The organism is Nitrosomonas sp. (genome assembly GCF_040256045.1).
In the GTDB taxonomy this organism is placed as follows: Bacteria; Pseudomonadota; Gammaproteobacteria; order Burkholderiales; family Nitrosomonadaceae; genus Nitrosomonas.
Genome location: NZ_JBDZWD010000035.1, coordinates 1 through 24321, shown reverse-complemented (window position 1 = coordinate 24321; position 24321 = coordinate 1). Strand labels below are relative to the sequence as shown.

The 24321-nt window shown below is 52.3% G+C and carries 26 protein-coding genes and 1 pseudogene; 10 read left to right on the top strand and 17 right to left on the bottom strand.

The window, feature by feature from the left end; all coding sequences use genetic code 11:
- Positions 1–44 precede the first annotated feature (44 nt).
- The 3 genes from ABUL11_RS07800 to ABUL11_RS07790 form a co-directional block, all read right to left on the bottom strand.
- Positions 45–926, bottom strand: a complete 882-nt coding sequence (locus ABUL11_RS07800; RefSeq protein ID WP_350283300.1) for a TonB-dependent siderophore receptor — start codon at positions 924–926, stop codon at positions 45–47.
- A 97-nt stretch (positions 927–1023) separates the two neighbouring features.
- Complete coding sequence (locus ABUL11_RS07795) at positions 1024–2007, bottom strand: FecR domain-containing protein (protein ID WP_350283299.1); 984 nt, start codon at positions 2005–2007, stop codon at positions 1024–1026.
- Positions 2004–2549, bottom strand: a complete 546-nt coding sequence (locus tag ABUL11_RS07790) for a sigma-70 family RNA polymerase sigma factor (RefSeq protein ID WP_350283298.1) — start codon at positions 2547–2549, stop codon at positions 2004–2006. Before ABUL11_RS07790 ends, ABUL11_RS07795 begins: the two co-directional genes overlap by 4 nt.
- 453 nt (positions 2550–3002) lie before the next feature.
- Between ABUL11_RS07790 and ABUL11_RS07785 the strand changes: the two genes are divergently transcribed.
- The 5 genes from ABUL11_RS07785 to ABUL11_RS07765 all read left to right on the top strand — a co-directional run bounded on the left by ABUL11_RS07785 (position 3003) and on the right by ABUL11_RS07765 (position 7841).
- A complete protein-coding gene (locus tag ABUL11_RS07785; RefSeq protein ID WP_350283297.1) occupies positions 3003–3515 on the top strand; it encodes a sigma-70 family RNA polymerase sigma factor in 513 nt (170 codons plus the stop codon).
- Positions 3512–4480, top strand: coding sequence for a FecR domain-containing protein (locus ABUL11_RS07780; RefSeq protein ID WP_350283296.1), 969 nt, complete (start codon positions 3512–3514; stop codon positions 4478–4480). The genes ABUL11_RS07785 and ABUL11_RS07780 overlap by 4 nt, the downstream gene beginning before the upstream one ends.
- An 89-nt stretch (positions 4481–4569) precedes the next feature.
- Complete coding sequence (locus tag ABUL11_RS07775; protein ID WP_350283295.1) at positions 4570–6969, top strand: TonB-dependent siderophore receptor; 2400 nt, start codon at positions 4570–4572, stop codon at positions 6967–6969.
- A gap of 229 nt (positions 6970–7198) precedes the next feature.
- Positions 7199–7450: an AbrB/MazE/SpoVT family DNA-binding domain-containing protein gene (locus ABUL11_RS07770; protein WP_350283294.1), complete on the top strand. Its 252-nt coding sequence runs from the start codon at positions 7199–7201 to the stop codon at positions 7448–7450.
- The gene (locus tag ABUL11_RS07765) at positions 7437–7841 is read left to right on the top strand and encodes a type II toxin-antitoxin system PemK/MazF family toxin (RefSeq protein ID WP_350283293.1); all 405 of its coding nucleotides are present in this window, start codon (positions 7437–7439) and stop codon (positions 7839–7841) included. The genes ABUL11_RS07770 and ABUL11_RS07765 overlap by 14 nt, the downstream gene beginning before the upstream one ends.
- A 286-nt stretch (positions 7842–8127) precedes the next feature.
- Here the strand turns inward: ABUL11_RS07765 and ABUL11_RS07760 are convergent, their stop codons facing one another.
- From ABUL11_RS07760 to ABUL11_RS07750, 3 genes are all read right to left on the bottom strand, one after another.
- Entirely contained in the window at positions 8128–8382 is a 255-nt protein-coding gene (locus tag ABUL11_RS07760) for a Txe/YoeB family addiction module toxin (RefSeq protein ID WP_350283292.1), read from the bottom strand.
- Positions 8379–8630 carry a type II toxin-antitoxin system Phd/YefM family antitoxin gene (locus ABUL11_RS07755; protein ID WP_350283291.1) on the bottom strand — a complete coding sequence of 84 codons (252 nt, stop codon included), beginning with the start codon at positions 8628–8630 and terminating at the stop codon, positions 8379–8381. The genes ABUL11_RS07760 and ABUL11_RS07755 overlap by 4 nt, the downstream gene beginning before the upstream one ends.
- Positions 8631–8745: 115 nt before the next feature.
- Positions 8746–8985, bottom strand: coding sequence for a PIN domain-containing protein (locus tag ABUL11_RS07750; protein WP_350283290.1), 240 nt, complete (start codon positions 8983–8985; stop codon positions 8746–8748).
- A 251-nt stretch (positions 8986–9236) separates the two neighbouring features.
- Here ABUL11_RS07750 and ABUL11_RS07745 point away from each other — a divergent pair, with 251 nt between their 5' ends.
- Positions 9237–9536 carry a HipA domain-containing protein gene (locus tag ABUL11_RS07745; protein WP_350283302.1) on the top strand — a complete coding sequence of 100 codons (300 nt, stop codon included), beginning with the start codon at positions 9237–9239 and terminating at the stop codon, positions 9534–9536.
- A 310-nt stretch (positions 9537–9846) separates the two neighbouring features.
- Here the strand turns inward: ABUL11_RS07745 and dksA are convergent, their stop codons facing one another.
- On the bottom strand, positions 9847–10272 hold the full coding sequence (gene dksA / locus ABUL11_RS07740; protein ID WP_350283289.1) for an RNA polymerase-binding protein DksA: 426 nt from the start codon (positions 10270–10272) through the stop codon (positions 9847–9849).
- A 271-nt stretch (positions 10273–10543) separates the two neighbouring features.
- Between dksA and ABUL11_RS07735 the strand changes: the two genes are divergently transcribed.
- Entirely contained in the window at positions 10544–11476 is a 933-nt protein-coding gene (locus ABUL11_RS07735; protein WP_350283288.1) for an alpha/beta fold hydrolase, read from the top strand.
- A gap of 50 nt (positions 11477–11526) precedes the next feature.
- Here ABUL11_RS07735 and ABUL11_RS07730 read toward each other — a convergent pair whose 3' ends face one another.
- From ABUL11_RS07730 to glgP, 10 genes are all read right to left on the bottom strand, one after another.
- The gene (locus tag ABUL11_RS07730) at positions 11527–12975 is read right to left on the bottom strand and encodes a DUF4139 domain-containing protein (protein ID WP_350283287.1); all 1449 of its coding nucleotides are present in this window, start codon (positions 12973–12975) and stop codon (positions 11527–11529) included.
- Positions 12976–13114: 139 nt separating this feature from the next.
- Positions 13115–15145: a coiled-coil domain-containing protein gene (locus tag ABUL11_RS07725; RefSeq protein ID WP_350283286.1), complete on the bottom strand. Its 2031-nt coding sequence runs from the start codon at positions 15143–15145 to the stop codon at positions 13115–13117.
- A 162-nt stretch (positions 15146–15307) separates the two neighbouring features.
- Positions 15308–16108 (bottom strand): flagellar biosynthetic protein FliR, encoded by an 801-nt coding sequence (gene fliR / locus ABUL11_RS07720; RefSeq protein WP_350283285.1) that lies wholly within the window; start codon positions 16106–16108, stop codon positions 15308–15310.
- A gap of 290 nt (positions 16109–16398) precedes the next feature.
- Complete coding sequence (gene fliQ / locus ABUL11_RS07715; protein WP_350283284.1) at positions 16399–16671, bottom strand: flagellar biosynthesis protein FliQ; 273 nt, start codon at positions 16669–16671, stop codon at positions 16399–16401.
- A gap of 15 nt (positions 16672–16686) precedes the next feature.
- On the bottom strand, positions 16687–17430 hold the full coding sequence (gene fliP, locus ABUL11_RS07710; protein WP_350283301.1) for a flagellar type III secretion system pore protein FliP: 744 nt from the start codon (positions 17428–17430) through the stop codon (positions 16687–16689).
- A 52-nt stretch (positions 17431–17482) separates the two neighbouring features.
- Positions 17483–17944, bottom strand: a complete 462-nt coding sequence (fliO, locus tag ABUL11_RS07705) for a flagellar biosynthetic protein FliO (RefSeq protein WP_350283283.1) — start codon at positions 17942–17944, stop codon at positions 17483–17485.
- 26 nt (positions 17945–17970) lie between these two features.
- On the bottom strand, positions 17971–18444 hold the full coding sequence (gene fliN / locus ABUL11_RS07700; RefSeq protein ID WP_350283282.1) for a flagellar motor switch protein FliN: 474 nt from the start codon (positions 18442–18444) through the stop codon (positions 17971–17973).
- A 14-nt stretch (positions 18445–18458) separates the two neighbouring features.
- Positions 18459–19451: a flagellar motor switch protein FliM gene (gene fliM, locus ABUL11_RS07695; protein ID WP_350283281.1), complete on the bottom strand. Its 993-nt coding sequence runs from the start codon at positions 19449–19451 to the stop codon at positions 18459–18461.
- Between the two features lie 12 nt (positions 19452–19463).
- Entirely contained in the window at positions 19464–19946 is a 483-nt protein-coding gene (gene fliL / locus ABUL11_RS07690) for a flagellar basal body-associated protein FliL (protein WP_350283280.1), read from the bottom strand.
- A gap of 251 nt (positions 19947–20197) precedes the next feature.
- Positions 20198–22762 carry an alpha-glucan family phosphorylase gene (gene glgP / locus ABUL11_RS07685; protein ID WP_350283279.1) on the bottom strand — a complete coding sequence of 855 codons (2565 nt, stop codon included), beginning with the start codon at positions 22760–22762 and terminating at the stop codon, positions 20198–20200.
- A 428-nt stretch (positions 22763–23190) separates the two neighbouring features.
- Here glgP and ABUL11_RS07680 point away from each other — a divergent pair, with 428 nt between their 5' ends.
- The 3 genes and pseudogenes from ABUL11_RS07680 to ABUL11_RS07670 all read left to right on the top strand — a co-directional run.
- Positions 23191–23352 (top strand): hypothetical protein, encoded by a 162-nt coding sequence (locus ABUL11_RS07680; RefSeq protein WP_350283278.1) that lies wholly within the window; start codon positions 23191–23193, stop codon positions 23350–23352.
- A complete protein-coding gene (locus tag ABUL11_RS07675; RefSeq protein WP_350283277.1) occupies positions 23349–24128 on the top strand; it encodes a sulfite exporter TauE/SafE family protein in 780 nt (259 codons plus the stop codon). Before ABUL11_RS07680 ends, ABUL11_RS07675 begins: the two co-directional genes overlap by 4 nt.
- 96 nt (positions 24129–24224) lie before the next feature.
- A pseudogene (locus ABUL11_RS07670) lies at positions 24225–24321 on the top strand (IS982 family transposase); the annotation flags it as partial.

Here is a 24321-nt window from a genome sequence, read left to right as displayed (position 1 = left end):
AGCCAGATCGTTTTATCGTTAACCCATCCCAGCACATCGTGGGACTAAACAGCTAGTGCGTTCATCTGAAACTGCCTTGTTGGTTTCTTGCGTACCAGGTTGATGGCACCCCCCGGCTCACCTGAAGTGCCATAGAGCGCATCGGAGCCACGCAGGACCTCGATCCTGTCGAACATGGCGAGATCCATTTGTGACGTGCTGAGACCACCAGCATAAACCTGTGTTTCTGGCCTGGATAACAGGGGACTGTTGCCATCGATCTGGAAATTAGTGATCTGGAAACCGCGGGAATAAAAAACTGAATACGCGGTGCTGGTTTGCTGGACTGTGACGCCGGGTGTGCGCTCCAACACATCGTCCAGCGTCTTTAGTTGCTGATCCTGAATGCGCTCATGAGTCATGATCGTAACAGTCTGCGGCAGTTCTTTGAGCGTTTGTCCTTTTCCGTAGGAGGACTGGTTCGTCGTGTAAGAACCGGTACCTTCGGTTACTCCGAGATTGTTCATCGCACCAGTCACTGTCATTTCCGCCAGCGTTGTCACTGGCGATGAAGAAGATGTCGGCGCCGGCTGTACGCTCAGCGTACCGCCTTCGGTCACGACCAGTTTCAGCCCGGTGCCGACCAGTGCCTGACGCACGGCATCAATGGCGCTGAGATTGCCACGCACGGCAGCGGCAGTCTTGCCGGCGACCAGCGTGGGGTCGGCGGAAAGGCGATAGCCGCTGTCGCGGGCGATGTGGGCCAGGGTGTCGGCCAGCGGGGCGATGGGCAGGTTCCAAGCGCGGGCGGCGCCAGCTTCCGCCACAGCAGGCGTTTGTGCGGCGATCTGGGCGGTAGCCGTCAGGCTGGCCAGGGTGAGCGATACGGTGATAATGCAGCGCAGCGGACGGAGCCGGAAGGCGCTGGGGTGGTGCCTGATGGTCATAAGGATTCCTCGGTAGGGGTTGAACATTGCGATTGAACACAGGGGTTCAGTAGTTATGTCCAACGAGGCCGGGGAAACCCCTCATGGAAATTCGAAATTATTCGATTTCGTTGCGATGCTTGATCAGAGTAACCAGCGCACCATAGCGGCGGATGGCGATGGGCTGGGTTTCGACGAGCGCCAGTAGCGCGGCCTCCGGGTCGTCCAGGGGGAAGACGCCGAACACGCGCAGCGCGGCAGCTTGCGACGAGATGCGCAGGTAGCCGCGTTTGTAGGGGCGCAGGGCGTCGATCACTTCGCCCAGCGGTCGGTCGCGCACATCAAGTTGGCCGTCGATCCAGGCAGCACGGGGAGCAGCGGGTTCAGTCAGCGGCTGGATGCCGGCGGCGGAAAAGCGAGCCGAGGCGCCCGCGTCGAATGTCTGTGGCACGCCGTTGGCGATGGTGAGCTGCACACGGTGTTCGAGCACGGTGAGCTCGCTATGGTCGTCTTGCCGGCGTACGGCAAAGCGGGTGCCGAGGGCACGGGCCTGGCCGTGCTCTGTCTGGACGATCAGCGGACGGCTGGGGTCCGGCGCGGTTCGGACGAGAATCTCGCCTTCGCGCAGGGTTAGCAGACGGTTTTTCGCACTGAATTCGATGTCCACCGCACTGCGGGCATTGAGAATCAGCGTGCTGCCGTCGGCCAGCCGCACCTGGCGGCGTTCACCGGTGGCGGTGTGCAGATCGGCGATCAGCGCGATCAGCGGCAGCTGGCGGTTGAGCGTGTAGCTGCCTAGGCCGATCAGCAGCAGGGCGACGGTGCCGTTGCGCAGAACCTTGCGGCGTTCCGGTGAGGTCAGTGCCAGACGGGCGGCGCGGCGCTGGCCGGGGAGCTGTGCCTCGGCTTCCTTGAGCACGGCCACGGGTTGATCAAGCAAGCCGGAAATCGTCTGCCAGGCGTGCTGGTGGCGCGGGTCGGCATTGAGCCAGGCGGTAAAGGCGGTGTGGTCGTCAGCGCTGGCACTGCCGGAATCGAGCCGCACCAGCCAGTCGATGGCGGCTTCGGTGATGGAGTCAATCTGGCGACCCCGGGTGTTCACGGCTGCGGGCCGTCGGCGGCACTTGGCGGTATGGCGTCGAGGCGGGTGAGGTAGCAGTGGGTCAGCGCCCGTTTCATGTCGCGTTCGACAGTGGCGACGGAGATGCTGAGGGCTCTGGCGATTTCGACGTGGGTCATCTCTTCGAGCCGGTTCATCAGGAAAACCTTGCGGACACGCAGCGGCAGGCCATCGAGCAAGCGATCCAGGATTTCGATAGCTTCGCGCACCAGTGCGTAGTCCTCGGCCGAAGGAGCGTAGCTTTCCGGCTGCCGGGCAAGCGCTTCGAGCCATGCGGTTTCCAGACTGCGGCGACGCCAGAAGTTGAACAGCACGCGCTGGGCCAACGTCATCAGGAAGGCGCGCGGTTCGTCGAGCTGGTCGATGTTGCGAGCACCGAGCACGCGCACGAAGGTGTCCTGCGTCAGGTCGGCGGCCTGGTGGGGACAGCCGACCTTGCGGTACAGCCAGTGCTGCAGCCAGCGGTGATAGTCTTGGTAGAGGACGTGCACGGTGTGTTCGGGCGAAGCGATCGGGGGAGGCATGGAGTACTGCAGGCAATCAGATTATTGAGAATGATTCATATTAACTTAAGAAAATTGTCAACGTCAATCCAGTAGTCAGTCATTCTCGAACAAAGTAACTGTCCAGCGCTCCTATCTGACTTTTATTATCGATTGGGTTCATGATGACTCCCGGGTTTATTTCAAGAGAGTAACAAATGGAGTTAGCATTATATGAACGCAGGCATATAGCAGTCTGGGGGAGAATGGTTTATCGCAGGGAGTTTATCGTCGTGAGCATAGAATAAATGCCAGGGCTTTTGGCATCATCCTGGGTTATACCGTGATCTGCCACGATAAAGCTGTTCTATCTCCGGTGCTGTTTACGAAAAAATTCATTCATCAATTGAAAACAATTCTTGTTTTCAATAATATTGAGCGGTATTTTTCTGACATCAATCATTCTGATCATTTTTTTCAAACCAACGTTAAATCATGCAGCCTGTTCCCGAATATACGCTGGAATTTTTTTATCGCAGTCATCACAAGTGGTTATATGGTTTACTGCGGCGCCATTCGGGCTGCTCTGAAACAGCTGCAGAATTAGCGCAGGATACCTTTCTGCGGTTGCTGATCCGTCATCAGGATCTGAAACAGATCGATGAGCCTCGTGCTTATCTGAGTCATATTGCACGGTGTCTGCTGGCGAACCACTGGCGCCGCTGCGACATCGAACGCGCTTATCTGGAAGTATTGAGCCAGCAGCCGGAGAGAACAGAGCCGTCGCCGGAAACCCGTCATGCAATCATCGAAACACTTTATCGTATTGATGCGATGCTGCAGGATCTACCGGCAAAGGTGCGGCAGGCTTTTCTGCTGTCCCGGCTGGAAGATGTCCGCTATGCGGACATTGCCAAAACCCTGAAGGTTTCCGAACGTATGGTCAAAAAATATATGGCTCAGGCCATGCTGCATTGCCTGCGCCTGGAGGATGATTTTCTGCTGTGAAAGGAAAGTTGAATTCCGGTATCAACGATCATTCGGATCCACTGGAGCAGGCAGCCGAATGGTTCGCTATTCTGCAGGATGAAAGGGCTACCGATATCGATCGGGAACACTGGCATCAATGGTTGCAGGCAAGTGAAGTCCACCGTGAAGCCTGGGGGCGTGTTGAACGTATCGACCGGCAATTCCGAGATGTATCGGTCCAATCGACTCAATCAGCGCGCGAGATACTGCAGGTTGCCGGGCAGAACCGGCGCAGGCTGGTACGGGGGCTGGCCAGTGTTGCCATTGCTGCCCCCCTGGGTTGGATCGTCTGGCGTATGCTGCCGACCGAGGTCTGGCAGGCGGATATTCGCACCGTGGTGGGAGAAATTCGTGATATCGAACTGCCTGATGGCAGTCGCCTCTGGCTGAATACCGACAGCGCTGTCGATCTCGATTACCAGCCTGCCTATCGGCGTCTGGTACTGATCACGGGTGAAATTCATCTCCACACTGCGCCGGATAATCGGCCATTACGCATTGATACCCCTTTTGGCAACATTACGCCGCTGGGTACCCGCTTTACCGTTCGTCTGGAGGATGAGGGTACCTATGTGTCCGTAACAGCCGGAAAGGTAGCTGTGACCCCGCGGCAGCACGGACAGGGAACTGTGCTCGAAGCGGGCCAGGCGCTGACATTCGATCAGCAGCAGATATCGGTTACGCATCCTGCCACAACGATGGATGACGCCTGGAGGAAAGGTATCCTGGTAGCGGATAATCTGCCACTGGGCGACTTTCTCGACCAGCTGGCCCGTTACCGGCATGGCGTCATCCGCTACGACGAACGCGCTGCCGGGTTGAAGCTGGTCGGGGCGTACCCGCTGGATGATACTGACCGCATTCTCGATGCATTGGAAGAAAGCCTGCCAGTAACGGTTACTCGCCTGACACCTTGGTGGGTGCGGGTGACAGGGCATCATTAAAAACTTCATAGATTTCGGTTCCCCTTTTTTCTGTTGACGGGGCATAGAGAGTAGAAACTCTTTGCCAACACTAAAACAGGAGCATCCGAATGAAGTTTAACTCTCGCGGCGTGACAGCTGGAACATGGGCTGTCATTGCCGTTTTTACCTTGTTGTTTTTGACCGTGAACGAGACATCGACTGTGTGGGCGCAATCACCCATTGTCCAGCAATCAGCCAGTCGCTCGGCTACCGCAGCCTACCATATTCCTGCCGGTCCGTTAGGGACCGCATTGAGCCGCTTTGCCTGCGAATCCGGATTATTGCTTTCCAGTGATGCCAATCTGACAGCGGGCAAACAAACCGCTGGATTGCGGGGAGAATACACGGTTGAGCAGGCGTTGAAACAATTATTGGCCGGCACGGGACTGCAGCCCCGATTTTCCGATAATGGCGCAGTGACGCTGGAGCGCATAGCCAGCCAGGGGAGTGATCAATCAATTCTATTGCCGTCGATGACAGTCAGCACCGCTTCTCTGAAACAAGGTACAGCAGATGAAGGTTATCGGGTCAGTAATATCAGCGGGGTTGGCTTATGGGATGAGCGAAGTTTGCGTGATACCCCCTATTCGATGAGTGTCGTTCCTTCTGATCTGATCGAAAACATTAATGCTCAAAATATGGGCCAGATCTTTAAAATGAATCCCCTGACTCAGGAACCGACCATTAATAATCAAACCGGGGTTCCCTTTGTCACCATACGAGGATTTCAATCAGTCAACCCGGTTTATGATGGTATACCTATGGCTGCTGGAAATGGCTCTGCTGTATCCGTCATCGAGATCAATCGAGTTGAAATTCTCAGCGGCACCTCAGGTTTTCTCTATGGCGGTAGCAGAGTAGGGGGAGCCATAAATTATGTGACCAAAAACTCTACCGATGTTCCGCTTAGAAGGCTGACATTTGGTAACTACGGTGGTACCCAGTTTTACGGCCATGCTGATATCGGTGGGAAATTTGATGAGCGAGGCCGATTCGGTTACCGGGCCAATCTGCTCTATCAGGGCGGAGATACCGTCATTGGTGAACCGGTCGGCCAGAAAGTCGCCAATATTGTGCTGGATGGTCATCTTACCGATACCCTCTATGCAGATGTCAAATATACTTATAACGACTACAGAAAAGAGGCAACACAACCTGCGTTTTTTCTGACAGAAAGAACTGCTATCGATACCAGTAAACGCTACTCTCCTAAATGGGCATCTAATGACGTAGAAAGCCATAAAGCTTATGCTAGTCTGCGCTGGGATCCCAGTAAGCATTTCACCCTCAGAAGTGCTTTTTTCTATCAGAATACCCGTAGGAGAGCCAATCAAATAGGATTAATTGAACAGATGGATAGGACCTTTATTCCTAGTATGTCCAACACATCTTGGGGCAAGTTTGAAAATTATGGAGGGTATATCTACCTGGATACCCGTTTTTCAACGTTTGCTGTCGACCATAAGCTGACCCTTGGTTATTCCTCTACTTTTCATGATATGTTTTTGCGTGATAATGATACGGTTTACCAAGATGGTACAAATCTTCCACTGAGTGAACTTAAAAACATGTCTGAGCCGGACTGGGGAGCATCTTTCGGGAGCGGGGCGCTGGCATCCATCTATGTTGAACGATATAACAATATCCTGATTGGGGATGACATTGTCTTCAATGATCAATGGTCTGCGATGGTTGGGCTCAATTATGCTACTACGATATCTAAATTAAGAGAAAATGATACCTATGAAAAATCTGCACTGACCCCCACTGTCTCACTGTTGTATAAACCAATTGAAGCGGTAACCACCTATGTTTCCTATATGGAAGCACTTGAACAAGGTACGATAGTGGGTAGTACCTATGCCAATTATGGAGAGGTACTCCCACCACTCGTCAGCAAGCAGTACGAAGTCGGTGCGAAATATGATATCAATCCCAACCTGTTGCTGAGCACTGCACTGTTTCGCATTGAAAAAGCCAATCAATATTCGGATCTTGCCACTCCCATCCCGAGTTTTATCCAGGATGGTCTGCAGGTACATAACGGAGTGGAGTTAGTTCTGACCGGAAAAGTCACCGACAATCTGACTATCATGGGGGGCGGCACTCTGATGGATATTGGTGTAGAGAAATCTAATAATCCCGCTCTGGAGGGAAAAAAACCGACCAATGCCGCTTCCAGAATGGGTAAGATTTATGCGGAATACGCGCTTCCCTGGATTCCAGGATTGAGTCTGACCGGCGGTATCTACTATACCGGGGAAAAATATGCCAATGTTGCTAATACCGATAAAATCCCCAGCTATACCCTGTACGATATCGGCGCACGGTATAGCACTCGACTATACGACAAGTCGCTAATCGTACGTCTGAATGTTATCAATCTGACCGGTAAAGATTACTGGCAGAACGCCAATTACTTAGGCATACCGAGGACTATTGCATTTTCTGCCAGTATGAATTTCTAAACGCTTGCGCGGCAAGATGCGGTTCGTACCTCACCGCATCATTTGAGAAGCTGGATTGCCGCGTCGGCTACGCCTCTTCGCAAGGACAAGGCGGGCGGGGTATGGAAACGATCAAATAAAAACCGTAGTCTGTTTCTTATTACGCCTTAAAACTCTATGATCATCATTTGATGACTACCTCGATTATGTATATACTTGTGTATATACATATATATTTTGAGGTATCGTTATGAGTGAAGCCGTTCAGGATATTAAACGATGGGGCAACAGTCTGGGAGTGCGCCTACCTGCCGCTATTGCGAAAGCGGCACATATGCATGCGGATCAACAGGTACGACTGGCTGTGGTTGATGGCCAGATTATTATCACACCGATACAGGAGGAACTTTTGACATTGGAACAACGTCTGGCCCGGTTTGATTCTTCCAGACATGGAGGCGAAACGATGATATCTGCCCAGCGCCTGGGTGCAGAAAAATAGCAATGCCCGTATGGTAGAAACCAGCGGTACTGGTATTTGGGTGCCTGATCGTCAGGATATCATCTGGATCGACCGCAACCCGCAAGCCGGGCAGGAGATGCGTGACATCCATCCGTTCCTGGTGTTGTCACCACGTATATTTAACGATAAGACCTCGCTGGTTATTGGCTTGCCGATGACGACCGCCACCTATAACGCAGACAACCCTTTCGCCGTGGCTGTCGGCATAACGGCCAGGCGCAAAGGCAAACAGACCAGCTATGTACTGTGCCACCAGCCTAAATCATTTGACTGGCGGGTACGAACTGCCAGTCCCCATCCGCTGAAAAAACTTCCTGACAGTCCGTTTGTTCTGGTTTGCGAGCGATTGAATCAGATTATCCAGCTTTAATAGAAGTACTGAAGAACTGTCTGCGTTACTTGTCGCGTTGAAGATGGCTGTGGCTTGCGCGTAATAATAGAGGACAGATCACGGTTTTTTCTGGTCGTTCCCACGCTCCTGTGAGAATGCATACCATGGCACTCCAGCGCCTTATTTTACTGTTCCCATACTCCGACTTCGTCCGCCTTACCCTTGCGAGGAGGCGTAGCCGACGCGGCAATCCAGTTTCTCGAATGATGCGGTTTGTACCTCAACCGGAATATTTTCTGCTGTCTGCGCGCTTTTAAACCGTACATTAATAATGGTATCGAAGCTGAGCGATGAATAATGATTTATTCTCGACTTTATAAACAATCCGATGCTCACTATCTATTCGTCTGGACCAATAACCAGCAAGCCCATGTTTAAGGGGTTCCGGTTTTCCAATTCCCTGAAATGAAGAATGCTGAATTTCTTTTATGAGCTGGTTTATACGTGTCAGAATTTTTTTATCATTCTTTTGCCAATAGAGATAATCTTCCCAGGCATGTTCCGAGAAAATCAGGTTCATTCGATCAGCTCTCGTTTCTTGCCTCCTCCTGAACTTAATTCAGCCATGGATTCAAGAAGTCGCCGCGCATTTTCAGGGTTGCGTAACAGATAGGCGGTTTCCTCCATGGCTTCGTAATCATCCAGGGATATCATGACCACAGAACGTGAATTTTTCCGGGTGATAATAACGGGCGTATGGTCATCACAGACTTTCTCCATCGTTTCGGCGAGTTTGCTGCGAACCTCGGAATAGGTAATAGTAGCCATAATAAGCCTCTAAACAATTGTACGAGTAATTGTACAATGCGAATCTGCGCATAACAAGGCCAGGTAGTCCAAATGAACCTGAAAACCGTGGTCTGTCCCAATTTCCCCCGCCAAGTTAGCCCGCTGGCTTCGGGGCCAATTGAACGTGCGCGTAGGATAGAATCTTCTCATCCATTGTTATCAGAGGACAGTCGAAGATCCTGGCGCTGGCAACTATCAGCTGATCCGCAGGATCATGATGAAACGTCCCAGGCAATTTAGTTGACTCTACGACGATGCGTGGAGTTAACTCTAACAACCGGATACCAGGGTAAGACAACGCCTGATCAAACCATTCAGCAACAGATGTGGGCAATACCAGACGTCCGTACTCTGTTAGCTTTGCAACTTCTCAACATGACATAATGTTAACCTCGAGACCCTCAGACTCATTTTCTTCAATGCATGTTTTATACGTTCTGGGCAGTCACTCTGGGTCATGTATCCACCAGACCCAAATATAGGTATCTAACAAAATCACTGCGAGGCACTCCAATCTTCCTGAGCCACCGGATCAGTCGGCTGGAGGAAAGTGATCGGTTTCCCACGCAGGGGGTAAAGATTTGAATCTGCCGAGCTGGCAGGCTGTACCAAAATAATCACCTCAATGCTCGAACCCGCCTTGAGCGGAAGGTTGCTCAAGTTCAACGCACTGTCTTCAACGTACTTTTTCACAATCGTGACGATCATCCGAAAAACTTCGCCTGGCGCCTTGGCCATGATCGACGCTGGCGGCTGGCTCCAGCTTTCGATCTGATCTTCAGTGAAGGCGGGATGGGCCAGCACCATATGGATATTTGCGGAGAAGGTGCAGTGATAGAGCGCTATCACTTGGTGCGTCTGGCCACGGAAGGGGGGTGTAACTGAAAGCTGCTGAGGATATCATCGAGGGGATGTTGGAGCAGACTTCGGGTTTTGCCGGTCGGCTTGCAGCTTTTCCGATTCGTCGATCAACGGCGCAGCGGATAGATTCGGCGGTTGATGCCTGCCGGCGGCGTCTGGAGAGGGGTCGATGAAACTGCTCTAGGTTGTCAGTCGTGTGCGCAACCGGCATAGGTGAATTGAGCCCTTCGCGGGCTGCTGGAAAAAAAACCAAGGGAATAAGAGATGTTTGATCTGGATTCCGGCGCTCTGCCGGAATCGGGTATGACTATTTATCGTGCAGATTAACTAGCGGTTATTTGGCCATTTGCCTTTCCCGGATTTCGTCCAGTGTTTTGCAGTCGATGCAGAGTGATGCGGTTGGTCTTGCTTCCAGCCGTTTCAGGCCGATTTCGATACCGCATTTTTCGCAATAGCCATATTCTCCTGAGTCGATTTTGGTGAAGATTTCGTCAATTTTCTTGATCAGTTTACGCTCACGGTCACGGCTGCGCAGTTCCAGGGCCATATCGGATTCCTGCGTGGCCCGGTCAGCCGGGTCAGCGAAAATGGTGGACTCTTCCTGCATGACATGGACAGCGCGATCGATTTCCTTGCTGAGCTCGGCCCGCTGGTATTCCAATATTTTCCGGAAATGTGCCAACTGCCCCGGGCTCATGTATTCCTCGCCTGTTTTGGGCTCATAAGGGGGAATGGTGCGTGATTCCAGTTGTTTACCCATTCGTTACATACTCCTTCTGGTTGTTCACCTTGTAAGTTGAGGAAAAATAAACTTGTCATCAATACCAGAAAGCATCATGAATGGCAAGTAAACGATTGAAGAATAAGTGAGAATCGTGTCAGATATATGTATAACATCGTGATTCATAGATGCATTTTACCGGTATATTTGTATGCGATGATTTGAGTCTGTATAAACTGCGGTAGCTTTCGTGCAGTTACGGCTCAGTAAACTTTGCGGATAGGTTTCATTCCGTTTTGAAGAAGATACTATGAAAAATTCTGCTGTTGTAGCATGGAAGTTTCTGCCTGTTCCGGTGCAGCCCGGAAAAATAAAATCCGGCCATGGCCGGCGTCGGCTTGCGTATACGGATTGGGGAAATCCGGAAAATGAACATGTGGTGGTGTGCGCTCATGGTCTGACACGCAACTGCAGGGATTTCGATTTTCTTGCAGCAGCGCTGGAGCGTGATTTCAGAGTGATTTGTATCGATATGGCGGGGCGGGGGCGCAGTGACTGGCTGGAAGATGCTGAGGATTACAATTCGGCGGCAACTTATGTATCGGACATGGAGCATGTGCTCGAACATGTTTGCTGGCAGCATGACAATGGCAGTCCGCGAATTTACTGGGTAGGGGTGTCGATGGGCGGTTTGATTGGTATGCTGCTCGCCGCTCGCCAGCGACCTTCGGTATCTTATCGATTCAGAACGTTAGTGATGAGTGATATCGGCCCTCATGTCTCTTCCGGAATATTGAGTCTGTTTGCGACCACGATTGGCAAGGATCCCCGCTTCCGAAGCCTGAGTGAACTGGAATCTCACATGCGTGATACTGCCTTGCCTTACAGCCCGTTGACGAATACAGAATGGCATCACTTGGCGCTGTACAGTGCGCGTGAATATAAGGATGGTACGATTGGTTACCGTTACGATCCGGCCATTTCATCCGGTTTCAGGCCGGATCGTATCAGAGATATCGATTTGTGGGCCTACTGGAACAGGATCGATCTTCCGGTGTTGGTACTGCGGGGAGAGAAATCAGGGGTATTGACACCTGAGACAGCCAGAGAAATGCAATTGCACCGGCCTGACGTACAGATCACCGAGCTGGCAGGTATCGGGCATGCACCCATGCTGATGGATACAGACCAGATCAATCTGGTCAGGAACTATCTGCTGAACATCAGAAACCGGGCAGAATGAGGGTTGCCCGGTGGTTAGTGCCCTGATCCCTGTGAACAGAAATGGTTTTCTCAGTGTTTGATTCGAACCCGGTAACTGAGGATGGTTTTCTGGGTGGTGGGAACCTTAACCAGCCATTCGACCAGATTGGCAGAAGATTTTGTGTGTGGCTGAGATTCTGAAATCATCATCCAGTCACCTGGGATGGGCTCCTGTACACGAATCGTGACAGCTTCCTGACGAGCATTATGGATTTCAATCTGGTGAGCCGTTTCGGTAAAACGGCGAGAAGGTGTATCCAGTTGCTGAAAGTCGGTTTGAGTCCGCATGGCTGTAATATCGGTAGCCTTGCCCAGTTTTACGCGAACTTCTTCATTTTTTGCGGTATGGTCGATGTGATCTTCACCTAAAAACTGGAGGTTATCGCGGGAATCATTCTGGTAGACACGTATGGTTCCTTTGGGCAATGGTACGCCCAGTCCCTCTCCTTCATTCTTGAACTGGATAAGTACCACTGGCTTCAGCTTATCGTCGAGGTTGGAATATCTGCTGAAATAATAGGCATTTGTGCCGCGCAATAAAAACTCCTGACTGACTGGAATATCCGTTGCCGACATCAGTGTGATCTGCTTGCTCTGATTTTCTGCCAGCGTAGTGGGGACAGGCAGAGAGTAAAGATGATACTCGGATAATGATTCCTCTTTGACTGCCTGATATTCAGCCGCATCAGCCACCATGGCCATCATTTTTCTTGCCTGCATTCTTGCCTGGGGAGGTTCGGGAGTAACCTGATTAACATCTCCGGCGACCAGTTGCAAATGGGCATCAGGATAGGCAATGCCACTATGATTGGTCAGCGTGACCAGCCCACTGAGATCGAGCTGGCTGTCGTTGGCATCGAGCCGGGCAACATAGTCCGCCTGCCAGGAAAGCCCGGAAGTCAGATAGGATAATTCGAGTTCATGTTTGCCTGGAGTGGCGCCATCCAGTACCAGTGAGAGAGTAGGGTGATTGTGTAGACTGCCGGGGATATCAGGGAAGGCGATTCGTCCGGAAACGCTGGTTTCGACCCGATCCTTGAATTGCAGCACGACACCATCGCTGACAGAAAGTACTGTGGCAGCTTCCACAGTTTCTGCACCGGTGACGGGATTGACGTAAATGACATTGATACTGCGCCCCAGGTATTTTTCCAGCAATTTTTCCGGGGTGAGTGCATCAAAATCAAAGTTCTGCTCTACCATCCGGATCGAGGAAGTTTTTTCCGGTGTGCGCAACAATGCCGTTTCCGGGCGTATTCGGGCAGAAACGTCACACCAGGCCAGTCGGTTTACTCCTTTTTTCAGCGGAACGTGCCGCAAATCCCTGACCAGTGCCAGATTTTCGTTGTAAATGGTGATGCTGACCTGTTGCTGATCCTGAAGCAGGGTGGTCTTTTCCTCTATGTGCATGGTAAACCCTTTGACACTGATAGTTGCCAGTGTCAGGGGCAGTAAGGTCTTACACAAGGTTCTCAGCACGCTTGTTCCCCTCTTATTTTTAGTATTTTATTCGCCTGATTCTGAAAAACTGCAGATCGGCATATTGCCTATCTTGCTGCCGTTCCAGTTGTTTGAGATATGCTGCTTATTTTATCTCAAGTTGAAATGAGGAGACCGATTATTCTATTTCAGCAGTTTTTGATTCATTCGGTAATGCTTCAGTTTCGTCGGATTCATCGAGCTCACCAGGTTCGACAAATTCATCAGAAGCTTCTGCTGCCATGTGTTCATCTGTATCTGCCAGCAGGGCTTTATCATCAGCGGAATGAGTATCACCCTGTTCTTCATCATGCATGGTGATAGCAGGCGGGATTTCCTTATCAAAACAACCTTGAATCATTCCGGTCATTTCGATTTCCTCCTGAATTTTCCGGGAGGCCTGTGCAATTGCAGCTTCGTCGATGCGGATACGGGCTCGTGCTGCTTCTACGGCCATCGCTTCCACGACTTCCCGGGCGATGGCACGTTCAACAGCGAGTGCATCCTGTTCTATGCGTTCCTGTATTGCTTTCAGCGCTGAGGATTCGATTTTGATTTTTTGTAACACGGTTGTCGTGGCGATTTCAGCAGCCTTGAGTTTTTCTTCCGTTTTCGCCATGGCAATGACCTGGTTCTGGGCAATGCGGGTCGAAAGTTCGGTCAGTTTCCGTTCCATTTCCATGCGTGCAGCAGCAGCAGATTTGGCTTGCTGTACGGCCTCAGCCTGCTTTTTCTTATTTTCGATCAGGCGTGCTTCGGTTTCTGCCAGTTCATTCGCTTCTTTCTCGACCTGTCTGTCCAGAGCAATACGTTCTTCGGCCAGCTCTGCTGCGCGTGTTTCGGCTGTGATTTTGTCTTCGGCCGTTTTCCTGGCAACCGATTCCGCAGCTGCGCGTGCCCGTGCACGCCGGATGGCGGTTTCCTGGGCCTGTATGCGTTCCTTGATCGTATCGGTGACCGCCTGATCGGTTTGTGCCTTTTCGTTGAAAATGGCTGTTTCCTGTTCTTTTGCCTGTATGCGGGCTTCAACCGCAGCGCGTGCCTCATTTTCCGCAAGAGTGTGTGCACGCGTTTTCTCCAGCAACAGCGTATCTGCCCGGGAACGTTCCAGAGCAGCATTGGTTGCTTCTTGTTCAGCCAGAGCAACCTGTTCTGCTATGACTCGGGCTTTCTGTTCTGCTTCGATTCGGGCGCGTTGGGTGGCGGCAGTTTCCAGTTCGGCCGCAGTACGTGCTTCCGCTTCTGATTTTGCGACCAGATCGAGCTCGCGACGGGATTGTGCTGCTTCGATCATTTTTTTCTCGGCATCGAGCCGAGCTTGTTCCGCCTCTCGTGCGTTGATCTCAGCCTGCAATTTTTCCTGGGCTTTCGATGCGAGACTGGCCTCAGCTTCGGTACGCAACCGAATTTCCTCGATTGCCTGACGCTCGGCCTTAGCTTTGGCTTTGGCCAGTGCGATGTTTCTCTCATCTTCTTCGATTCTTGCGCGAGCCAGTGCAGTTGCTTCTGCTTCGGCTGCAGAAGCTGCAAGCGCTACTTTCAACGCTTCTTCACCGGTTCTCCGTCTGGCGATGGCTGCCTCGATTGCTCTTTGCTCCGCCAGTTCTCTTTCCCGGGATTTTTTCAGGGTGAATGCTTCTTCCTGTAAACGTCTCTGTGCTTTTTCGGTAGTGGCGGCTTCAGCCTGCACTTTGGCACGCAGTGCAGTAACTGTTTCTTTTTCTGCTTTCAGGCCGTCCTCGACGGTCTGACGCAGTCTTGCCTCCAGCTCCTGGCGTGCATAGGCTTCATGCGCAGCCAGAGCTTCTGCCCGGGCGCGTGCCCTGGCTTCTTCCGTTGCGGCAGTTTCGGCCTTGATGCGTGCTTCGGCTGCCAGTCTGGCACTCGCTTCTACCCTGGCGCGTGCTTCTGCTGTGACGCGTGCTCTGGCTTCGGTTTCGATCCGGTTTTTGGCTTCCCGGATCGCGAGATTCTCGGCTTCCAGCCGTGAGATATTACTGTCATCGGCAGGCACATCATAGTTTTCCTGTGCCAGCGCATCATTCGTGGTTAGCAGTGTATCGTCGGATGCGGTTTTACTGGTAGGAAGGGGGACTACATTGGATTCAGTTTCGTTTTCTGACTGGGGGGTAATGTTCAGAATCGACCTGAGATGAGATTTGAATAGCATGGTGGTTACCGTTTTCTCAAGAAAAATATGCGAACGCGGCCTAGCTTATCAATCACTGAAGAATTGCGATTGGCCGAAAAAGAGGTAAAAAATTTGATTAATCCAAAGAATGCCCGGAACGCCCGATGAAGCCGAATCGAGAACGGCCGTGTCTTCACGTTTTCAGGGGATTTCGGCTACGCTGGCAGGTTGACTGGAGAGCGAACGCATGACGGAAAAACTCTCCTGAAACAGCTGCTCGAGCAGGGGTGTGAAATAGGGTAATGCCCATGACATGACCAGCAGACCGATTCCCAGTGTCAGTGGAAATCCGACGGCAAAAATGTTCAGCTGGGGAGCGGCGCGTGTCAGGATGCCTAGTGCAAGATTGGTGATCAGCAGGGCTGTCAGGACAGGCAAAGCCAGATGTAATCCCAGCATGAAAATTTTGATTCCCCAATTGACGAGTGCCGTGAATGAAGTAGGACTCATTCCCTCTGCACCGATGGGTAGGGTGGTGAAACTATGTACAAGAATGGCAATGATTTGCAGATGCCCGTCGATAGCCAGAAACATAAGAGTGGCCAGCAGCCCGTAGAAGCGGCCAACCAGCTGGACCTGCCCGGATTGCTGGGGATCGAAGAAGGTGGCGAAACCAAGGCCCATCTGCAATCCCGTGATTTCACCCGCCATTTCGACTGCGGTGAAAACGATGCGCATGGAAAAACCCATCGCCAGTCCGATGATGATCTGCTGCATCAGAACAATGAGGCCGGCACCGGAACCCGGATCGATCTGAGGCAGGGGAGGCAGCAGCGGTGCAATCAGAATAGCCAGCAGTACAGCCAGTCCCAGTTTCGTCTGAGTCGGAATCGAGCTGCTGCCCAACAGTGGTGTGCTCGCCAGAAGTGCAAGGATTCTGGCCAGCGGCCAGATCAGGCTGGCTAGCCAGCCGTTCAGCTGTTCGGTAGTGATGCTGAACATGTCTAAGGGAACCTCTGATTAAGTCCCGCATAGCCGCACACTGTGTTTTGCAGATGAAATGCAAGGCGAGTGAGGCAGTGAATGGTTGGCCCCTTCACAACGAGCTCAACGCCGCAGTTCGTCTGCAAAACCGGTGCCCCAAAGGGTTGCAGCAAAATCACGCGCTCGCTGTGTCGCGCTCCTCGGCATCGTAGAATAGCTACGACCTTCGTCGTGCTTCTTGCGATCATCACGATTTTGCCTGCAATGCGGTTCATGGAGGATTTAATCAGAGGTTCCTTGACGATCTGTCAGCCGCTGATGATCGAGGGAATGCTGGTATAGAGCCGGGTGATGTAATCGAGCATGACTTGCAATATCCAGGGGCCGGCCAGCGCCAGCGTGACGAATATGGCCAGCAGTTTAGGAATGAACGACAGCGTCATCTCATTGATCTGGGTGGCAGCCTGAAAAATACTGATGATCAGACCCGTTACCAGCGCCGCCAGCAATAAGGGTGCTGCGATCATGAATGTGACCTCCAGTGCCTGCCGGCCGATAGTCATTGCCTGTTCCGGGCTCATGGGGCGATCTCCTCGTTAGACGTAGAAGCTTTGGGTGAGCGAACCAATCAGCAGATGCCAGCCATCGACCAGTACGAACAGCATCAGTTTGAACGGCAGCGAGATGATCATGGGCGACAGCATCATCATTCCCATGGCCATCAGCGTGCTGGCAACGACCATATCGATGATCAGAAAGGGGATGAATACGATAAACCCGATCTGGAAGGCGGTTTTCAGTTCACTGGTGATATAGGCAGGCACCAGGATTTTCATCGGCACCTGATCCGGACTTTCAATTTCTCCGTTTTCGGCAATTCGGGCAAACAGGGCGATATCTGCTTCGCGCGTCTGGCGCAGCATAAAGGATTTGAGCGGATCTCCTGCTTTCTCCATCGCTTCGGCGATGCTGATTTTGTCTTCCGAAAACGGCAGGTATGCTTCCGTATAAACTTTGTCGATGACCGGTGACATGATGAAGAAAGACAAGAACAGTGCCAGGCCGATCAGCACCTGATTGGGCGGGGAGGATTGTGTGCCCAGTGCCTGGCGCAACAGTGACAGAACGATGATGATACGGGTGAAGCTGGACATCATCAGGATGACAGCGGGTAGAAACGTCAGTGAAGTCAGCAGCAGCAAGGTCTGCAGGCTGAGGGTGTAGGTGGCGCCGCCCTCCGCTGCAGGGGTGCTGGTAATGGCAGGAAATCCCGTTTTCTGAGCCAGCACCGGTCCGGCAAGGCCGATTCCCGCGCTCAGCAGCAGGATACCGCAACCCATGCAGCGTTTAGGCAGATCGTGCCGGAAGCCGGTTCTGAGGTGAGCTGGTAGTTTATCGTTCATGGCCTTGCTCCAGATGGGCTTGCAACTTCTCCGTAAAACGGCTGGCGGGAGGAGATTCGGTGGTTTCACTGGCAGGCAGAGTGTTTTTGTCCATCTGGTGCAGCAGGTTGACCTGACCCGGCGCTACTCCCAGCACCAGCCAGATATCACCGATTTCAGCCAGCACGATCCTTTCTTTCTGGCCGACACTAGCTGAAGAAATGACTTTCAGCAGATCTGTCCGGTTGGCGGGATGAAAACCAATTTTTTTGAACAGCCAGGCAATCAGCGCGATGAATGCCAGGACCATGAGCAAGCCGGCTGACAGTTGCAGCATGCTCTCGATGGAAACGATTGGAGGTGGCAGGGTAAGGTTCTGATTTACTGCGGGTTCGGCAAGCAACTGCTGCGGCAGCCATAGCCATAGCCACAGCCACAGCACTGCACCAGTCCGGATACGTATGTGTTGCATGGATTGAGTGATCGGTCCGGTATCAATCAGCGGTTGAGTTTGCGTATGCGCTCGCTGGGGGTAATGATGTCAGTCAGGCGGATACCGAATTTTTCATTGACAACGACCACCTCTCCCTGGGCAATCAGGCAGCCATTGACCAGCACATCCATCGGCTCTCCGGCCATGCCGTCCAGTTCCACCACGGAGCCTTGTGCCAGTTGCAGCAGATTTTTGATGGCGATCCGGGTACGGCCTAGCTCGACAGTCAGTTGCACCGGAATATCCAGAATCATGTCGATATCATTACGGGTATCGTTCAACACATCATTTCTGGAAAACTGTTCGAAAACGGGGGAGGATTTCGTCAGGCTGTCACCCGCCAGCTGTGCCGATGAAGGGGATGGCGATCCGTTGTCATCATTGGTGGTCGACTGGGCATCAGCAGCCTGTTGTTCCGCCATGGCGGCGGCCCAGTCATCCTGTTCGGTTTGCGGTTCGGTCAATGTGGATTCATTCATCTTCTGCTCCGGTATCAGTCGGTTTCATTGGGAGATCGTACAGTCTTGACTTTGAGTGCATAGTGGCCGTTGAGAATGCCGTAATGGCAATCCATAATCGGTACACTATTCGCCATTGCCACTACGGTATCGGGAATATCGAGCGCGATGACATCACCTTCCTGCATGTTGAGAATCTGGTGTAACGTCACCTGGGTCTGGCCCAGGTTGGCGATGATTTCTATTTCTGCTCCCTGTACCTGCCTGGTCAGCGATTTGATCCAGTTTTTGTCAACTTCCGCTCGCTCTTCCTGCATACTGTTGTTGAGAAGATCGCGTATCGGCTCCAGCATGGTGTAAGGGATGCAGGTATAGAATTCTCCGCGATTGCCGCCCAGGTTGAGCTCAAAGGCGCTGGCGACCACGATGTCGGTCGGGGTGACGATATTGGCAAATTGTGGATTCATTTCCGCGCGGACATATTCAAACTTGACCGGATAGATAGAATGCCAGGCTTTTTCGTAGTGTTCGAACAGAACATCCAGCAGGCGCCGGATGATGCCTTGCTCGGTCAGAGTGAATTCACGCCCCTCCACTCTGGTATGGAAACGGCCGTCTCCGCCGAACATGTTGTCCACAATCAGGAATATCAGATTGGGATCGATGGTGAACAGCGCAGTGCCGCGCAGCGGCTTCATGCTGACCAGGTTGATATTCGCCGGGACAACCAGTGAACGGGTGAATTCGCTGTATTTGACGGTCCTGATCGAGCCGGCGGAAATATCCACTCCCCGGCGCAGAAAGTTGTAGAGCCCGATCTGCAGTGAATTGGCGAACCGTGCATTGATGATTTCCAGAGCAGGCATGCGTCCACGCACGATCCGCTCCTGGGTGGCCAGGTTGTAGGGACGAACTCCCCCCGGATAGGAGACCTCGTTTTCTTTCTGGGCGGTTTGCTGATGCTTGCTGCCATTCTCAAAGTTCAGCAGCGCATCCACTTCATCCTGAGTGAGAAAATTCTCGGCCATGGCGCACAGGGTTTACTGAATGATGAACGAGGTGAACAAGACATCCAGAATGTCATCTTCCAGATCTTCAGAATCAACTTTTGACCTGATCGCCTGAATGATCTCCTGGCTGAGTTTCTGTTTTCCCTCCAGCGTATTGATTTCGGAAGGCTTCTTGCTGGACAGCAACAGCAGGATCTGGTTACGGACTTCAGGTTTCTTATTTTCGATGACCTTGACCGCTTCCGATTCATTTGCTTTGAGGGACAGTTCTACCTGCAGGTAGTGTGGCTCCCTGTCATCCGATTGCAGATTGACGGTAAAGCTCTCGAGCTTGATGAAGGTCGTCGGTTTTTTCTTTTTCTTAGCCGTGACATCTGATCCATCCTCCTGCTGTTGTTTCATGAAATACCAGGTACCACCGATTCCCGCACCGACGGACAATATTCCGATCAGGACAAACAGAATGATCTTCTTTTTATTACCCGTGCCAGCCGGTAGAGTCGCTTCGCTCATGATTTCTCCTGCATGGATATTGATTACGGGCGAATTATGAGTAATAAGCGGAAATTTCGATTATTCGAACAATCGCCTAATCTCCGGCTATTTCCGCACACGGCACGGAAAGGGATGTCCTTTCTGCCAGGCTATCTGGTGCGAATGATCTGGAAGATGGCTGTTCAGCAACGAGGGCGACAAAGATACTGGATTACCACACTCCTTGACATCGTAAGCATAGCTGCGGTCTTCGTCGTGTTTCTTGCGATTCAGAGGTTCTTTAAGGATACGATCCCGCTCCACCAGTGGATCAGGTGATTCTCGATCGGGATACAGGCATCGGGATGATAGGCAATACAACGTGGTGTGAAATCAGTATAGGCGCGGAAGGTATCCAGCCGAGCTGTATACAAATAACCGTTTACGGCACCGGGCATTTCATTCCCGCGTTGCATAATTTCACAAACAGGGGCTTCACCTTCGACCGGATCGGCATAGAGTTGCACCTGTACAGATTCAGGCGAGATTTCTCCCAGATAGACCGGTACTGCCGCCAGCCATCCCTGTTCGTCTTGAGAAACGATCAGGTTTTCCCAGTGGATTTCGTGCCAGCTTTTTTTCAGTTGTTCGCTCCATTGGCACAGTTCCCGCGCCGTCGAGCTCCCAGGAGCTGTTCGTCGTCTGAAGGCTGAGGCTGCAGGAAGATAGAGCTGCTCGACATATTCACGCACCATCCGGTTGCTGCTGAACCGCGGCGCGAGATGGGCCATGCTGGTGCGCATCCGGGCTACCCAGGCTGCGGGAATACCGCTGACATCGCGATCGTAGAATATCGGTATGATTTCTTCTTCCAGCAGGCGATACAATTGTTCTGCTTCCACAGCATCCCACTCAGGTTCGTGGTGCTCGCGGCCATCGCCCAGCGCCCAACCGGCAGCCGGTGTGTAGGCTTCGGCCCACCAGCCGTCGAGTTCCGAAAGATTTAGTCCACCATTGGCCAGCACTTTCATGCCGCTGGTGCCACTGGCCTCCCATGGCCGGCGTGGAGTGTTGATCCAGACATCCACTCCCTGTACCAGTTCCTGCGCCAGAGCGATGTCATAGTCTTCAAGAAACACGACATGGTTGCGCACATCCGGCCTGCTGGAAAACTGGGCCCATTCCTGGATGAAGCACTTGCCTTCGTCATCGGCAGGGTGTGCCTTGCCCGCGACGACCAGTTGTATCGGCCAGTCTGTCCGGGTAAGCAGTCGGGCGAGGCGTTCACGATCGTGCAGCAGCAGATTGGGGCGCTTGTAAGCGGTAAAGCGACGGGCAAACCCGAGTGTCAGCACGTTGGGATCCAGTATCCGGTCGACCTGATTGACTGCTTCCGTGTCTGCACCTCTTTGTCCCTGCAGTATCCGCATCCGTTGCCGCGCATGACATACCAGATCGGCGCGTTCCTGGCCGCAGAGATTCCAAAGTACCGCATCGTCGAGCTTGTTTATCTTAGTGGCGAGCGTTTCTTCTGAACCCAGCCAGCGGCCCTTGCCGCACGAATCTGTCCAGATTTCATCTGCCCAGGGAGAATCCCATGAGGGGACATGCACGCCATTGGTGACATGCGTGACGGGGATTTCGCATTCGGGCCAGCGCGGGTATAGTTTCTGGAAAATGCTGCGGCTGACCTGACCGTGCAGTTGGCTGACACCATTCATCATGCCGCAGGTGCGTGCTGCCAGATAAGCCATATTAAAGGGCTCGTCATCATCCTGCCCGTTGCTGCGCCCGAATGCCATCAATTCATCAAGCGGCATACCCAGGTTTTTGGCGTAGGGCAGACCGTATTTCATCATCAGTGCGCGCGGAAAAGTGTCGAAACCGGCTGCCACCGGAGTATGCGTGGTGAACAGATTGCCCGGACGGGTTGCCCAGAGCGCTTCACGGAAATCCATCTGCCTTTTCTGCGCGAAACAGCGGGCACGTTCCAGCGTAACGAAAGCAGCATGACCTTCATTCAGGTGACAGACATCTATTTCCAGTTCCAGCGCTTCGATGAGCTGCCAACCGCCGATTCCCAGCACAATTTCCTGTACCAGACGGATTTCTTCACCTCCCCCGTACAGTTTGCCGGTAATACCGCGATCCAGTGCGCTGTTCAGCGGATTATTGCTGTCCAGTAAATACAGGCTGATCCGTCCCACACGTGCTTCCCAGACATGCAGTTGTACTGTTCGCCCGGGCAGCCTGATCGGGATGGACAACCAGGTGCCGTTGTGGGCTCGCAGAGGGTGCAAAGGCAGACTGCTGGAGTCGCTGTAGGGATAGATTTCCTGTTGCCAGCCGCTGGCGTCCAGCATCTGCCGAAAATAACCTTCCTGATACAGCAAGCCGATTGCGACCATCGGGACGGCCAGATCACTGGCTGCCTTGAGATAGTCTCCCGCCAGCACACCCAATCCACCGGCATACAATGGCAAGGCCTTGCCCAGACCGTATTCCATGCTGAAATAGGCGATTCCCCGCAGGCCGGAATTGCTGTGTACCTCTCCAAACCAGCCATTACAACTGCAATAACGATTGCGTGCTTCGACCAAACGATCGAGATGCTGTCTGAATTCCTGATCCTGGTTCAGTACCTGCAGTCGTTCATGTGACAGATTCTGCAGAACGACAAAAGGATTTTCGCTTTGTTCCCACACCTGCGGATCCATGATTTTCCACATTGCATCTCCTCCGTGGCTCCAGGTCCAGCGCAAATCCATTGCCAGATCAGCAATCTGCTCGACTAGCGGCAACAGATCAGCAGGTAGATTTCTCAGGTAAGACATGAGTAAACGAGGTATTTGCATACGGTTTATCCTCCTTCTGCAGTAATGTCGAATATTTGAACCTTAATAAGGTTGTCTGTCGGGAAAAATGCAATGACTGGCTTCGGTCAGGTTGCGCGGTCCGAAAGGGCGCACGGGCAGGTAGTAAGTTACTGAAGCATTCGTTTCTCCATGGTATTACCGGTATGTTCGCAGGTAAAGATATTCTTTGATTGCTGCCGGATGAAACTGATCTTATTTTGGTGGGTATTCGTCAGTACCCAGCAGGGAATATCCTCTCCGGTTGGTTATAAAGCTGTTTGTCCGACAGTTTCGCAAGAAAATTTAATCAGCAAAATCAAATCACGATAAACTGCCACCCTTTCTTACAGGTCGAGTTGTTTTCAATTCGGCAAAAAATGATTGGCCGGAGCAGGGTAACCTCAATCCGGACAGGCAAATAGATCCCTATGCGACAACTTGAATTCACAATTTTGGCAAAGCAGACTGATCCACGCAGTGCCGATGAAGATGTAGCGTATTCCGACAGGCAGCAATCTCAGTTCAATGAATCAGGTATCCAAAATATTGCATTCATTGCGATGTACAATCTTGCAGGAGTGCCTGCATGATCGACTGGTCTTTTACGCTGGCGGGTGCATTGACCGGTTTTGTCATCGGATTGACCGGTGTGGGGGGAGGTGCCTTGATGACTCCCATTCTGCTGCTGGTGTTCGGTGTTCAGCCTGTAACGGCGGTAGCGACCGATTTGTGGTTTGCCGCCATTACCAAAATAGCTGGTGCACGAGTGCACCATACCAATGGCAATGTTGATTGGCAGGTGGTTAGACGTTTGTGGTCGGGCAGTCTTCCCATGGCTCTGCTGGTCGTGCTGCTGGTCAGCATGGGAGCGCACATTGCAAAAGTGGACTGGCTGACTCAAGGGATCGGCATCATTGTACTGATTACGGCGGCCGGCCTGCTGACTGCACCTCGAATGGTTACTATGGCCAGAAAAAGACAGATCGGACAGCCGGAGCGATTCGAAACCATGCAATCGATACTGACAGTCATGGCCGGTGCAATCCTGGGTACGTGTGTTGCTTTGACATCAGTAGGGGCGGGGGTTCTGGGAAGTGTAATGCTGCTGTATCTTTACCCGTTGCGTATGACTCCGCATCGTCTGATAGCCACTGATATCGTACATGCCATTCCGCTGGCGGTTGTTGCCGGCCTGGGCTACCTGTTCGCAGGCATGGTCGATTGGCAGATGTTAGTCAGTCTGCTGTTAGGCTCGATACCCACTGTCATTGCGGGAAGTATGCTGGCTAATAAAATTACCGGACGGTGGATTCAGATCGCTCTGGCATGCGTACTTGCTGCAGCAGGGCTGAAAGTTCTTATATAACCTGAGTTCGGGATAAGAAAAGAGGGGGGTGAGCGCCCGCCTTTTTGCGTAAGATTATGTTTCTACAAACAAATCGATCGCATTCAGGAGGCGCTCATGGACAGTTTAACTGAACTTTTTTGTCTCATAGATGATTTCTGCCACCAGTTCGAGCCTGCTTTAGAGCATCATCTTCTGGAAGCAGGGGTAAAGA

Bases quoted from the DNA above. Each gene is read 5' to 3' on its own strand.
- ABUL11_RS07725 (WP_350283286.1), bottom strand. From the start codon at position 15,145: ATGCTATTCAAATCTCATCTCAGGTCGATTCTGAACATTACCCCCCAG.
- dksA (WP_350283289.1), bottom strand. From the start codon at position 10,272: ATGGGTAAACAACTGGAATCACGCACCATTCCCCCTTATGAGCCCAAA.
- ABUL11_RS07755 (WP_350283291.1), bottom strand. From the start codon at position 8,630: ATGGCTACTATTACCTATTCCGAGGTTCGCAGCAAACTCGCCGAAACG.
- ABUL11_RS07785 (WP_350283297.1), top strand. From the start codon at position 3,003: ATGCAGCCTGTTCCCGAATATACGCTGGAATTTTTTTATCGCAGTCAT.
- ABUL11_RS07760 (WP_350283292.1), bottom strand. From the start codon at position 8,382: ATGAACCTGATTTTCTCGGAACATGCCTGGGAAGATTATCTCTATTGG.
- ABUL11_RS07735 (WP_350283288.1), top strand. From the start codon at position 10,544: ATGAAAAATTCTGCTGTTGTAGCATGGAAGTTTCTGCCTGTTCCGGTG.
- fliN (WP_350283282.1), bottom strand. From the start codon at position 18,444: ATGAATGAATCCACATTGACCGAACCGCAAACCGAACAGGATGACTGG.
- fliP (WP_350283301.1), bottom strand. From the start codon at position 17,430: ATGGGTTGCGGTATCCTGCTGCTGAGCGCGGGAATCGGCCTTGCCGGA.
- glgP (WP_350283279.1), bottom strand. From the start codon at position 22,762: ATGCAAATACCTCGTTTACTCATGTCTTACCTGAGAAATCTACCTGCT.
- ABUL11_RS07680 (WP_350283278.1), top strand. From the start codon at position 23,191: ATGCGACAACTTGAATTCACAATTTTGGCAAAGCAGACTGATCCACGC.
- fliL (WP_350283280.1), bottom strand. From the start codon at position 19,946: ATGAGCGAAGCGACTCTACCGGCTGGCACGGGTAATAAAAAGAAGATC.
- fliM (WP_350283281.1), bottom strand. From the start codon at position 19,451: ATGGCCGAGAATTTTCTCACTCAGGATGAAGTGGATGCGCTGCTGAAC.
- fliQ (WP_350283284.1), bottom strand. From the start codon at position 16,671: ATGAGCCCGGAACAGGCAATGACTATCGGCCGGCAGGCACTGGAGGTC.
- fliO (WP_350283283.1), bottom strand. From the start codon at position 17,944: ATGCAACACATACGTATCCGGACTGGTGCAGTGCTGTGGCTGTGGCTA.
- ABUL11_RS07775 (WP_350283295.1), top strand. From the start codon at position 4,570: ATGAAGTTTAACTCTCGCGGCGTGACAGCTGGAACATGGGCTGTCATT.
- ABUL11_RS07800 (WP_350283300.1), bottom strand. From the start codon at position 926: ATGACCATCAGGCACCACCCCAGCGCCTTCCGGCTCCGTCCGCTGCGC.
- ABUL11_RS07675 (WP_350283277.1), top strand. From the start codon at position 23,349: ATGATCGACTGGTCTTTTACGCTGGCGGGTGCATTGACCGGTTTTGTC.
- fliR (WP_350283285.1), bottom strand. From the start codon at position 16,108: ATGTTCAGCATCACTACCGAACAGCTGAACGGCTGGCTAGCCAGCCTG.
- ABUL11_RS07790 (WP_350283298.1), bottom strand. From the start codon at position 2,549: ATGCCTCCCCCGATCGCTTCGCCCGAACACACCGTGCACGTCCTCTAC.
- ABUL11_RS07770 (WP_350283294.1), top strand. From the start codon at position 7,199: ATGAGTGAAGCCGTTCAGGATATTAAACGATGGGGCAACAGTCTGGGA.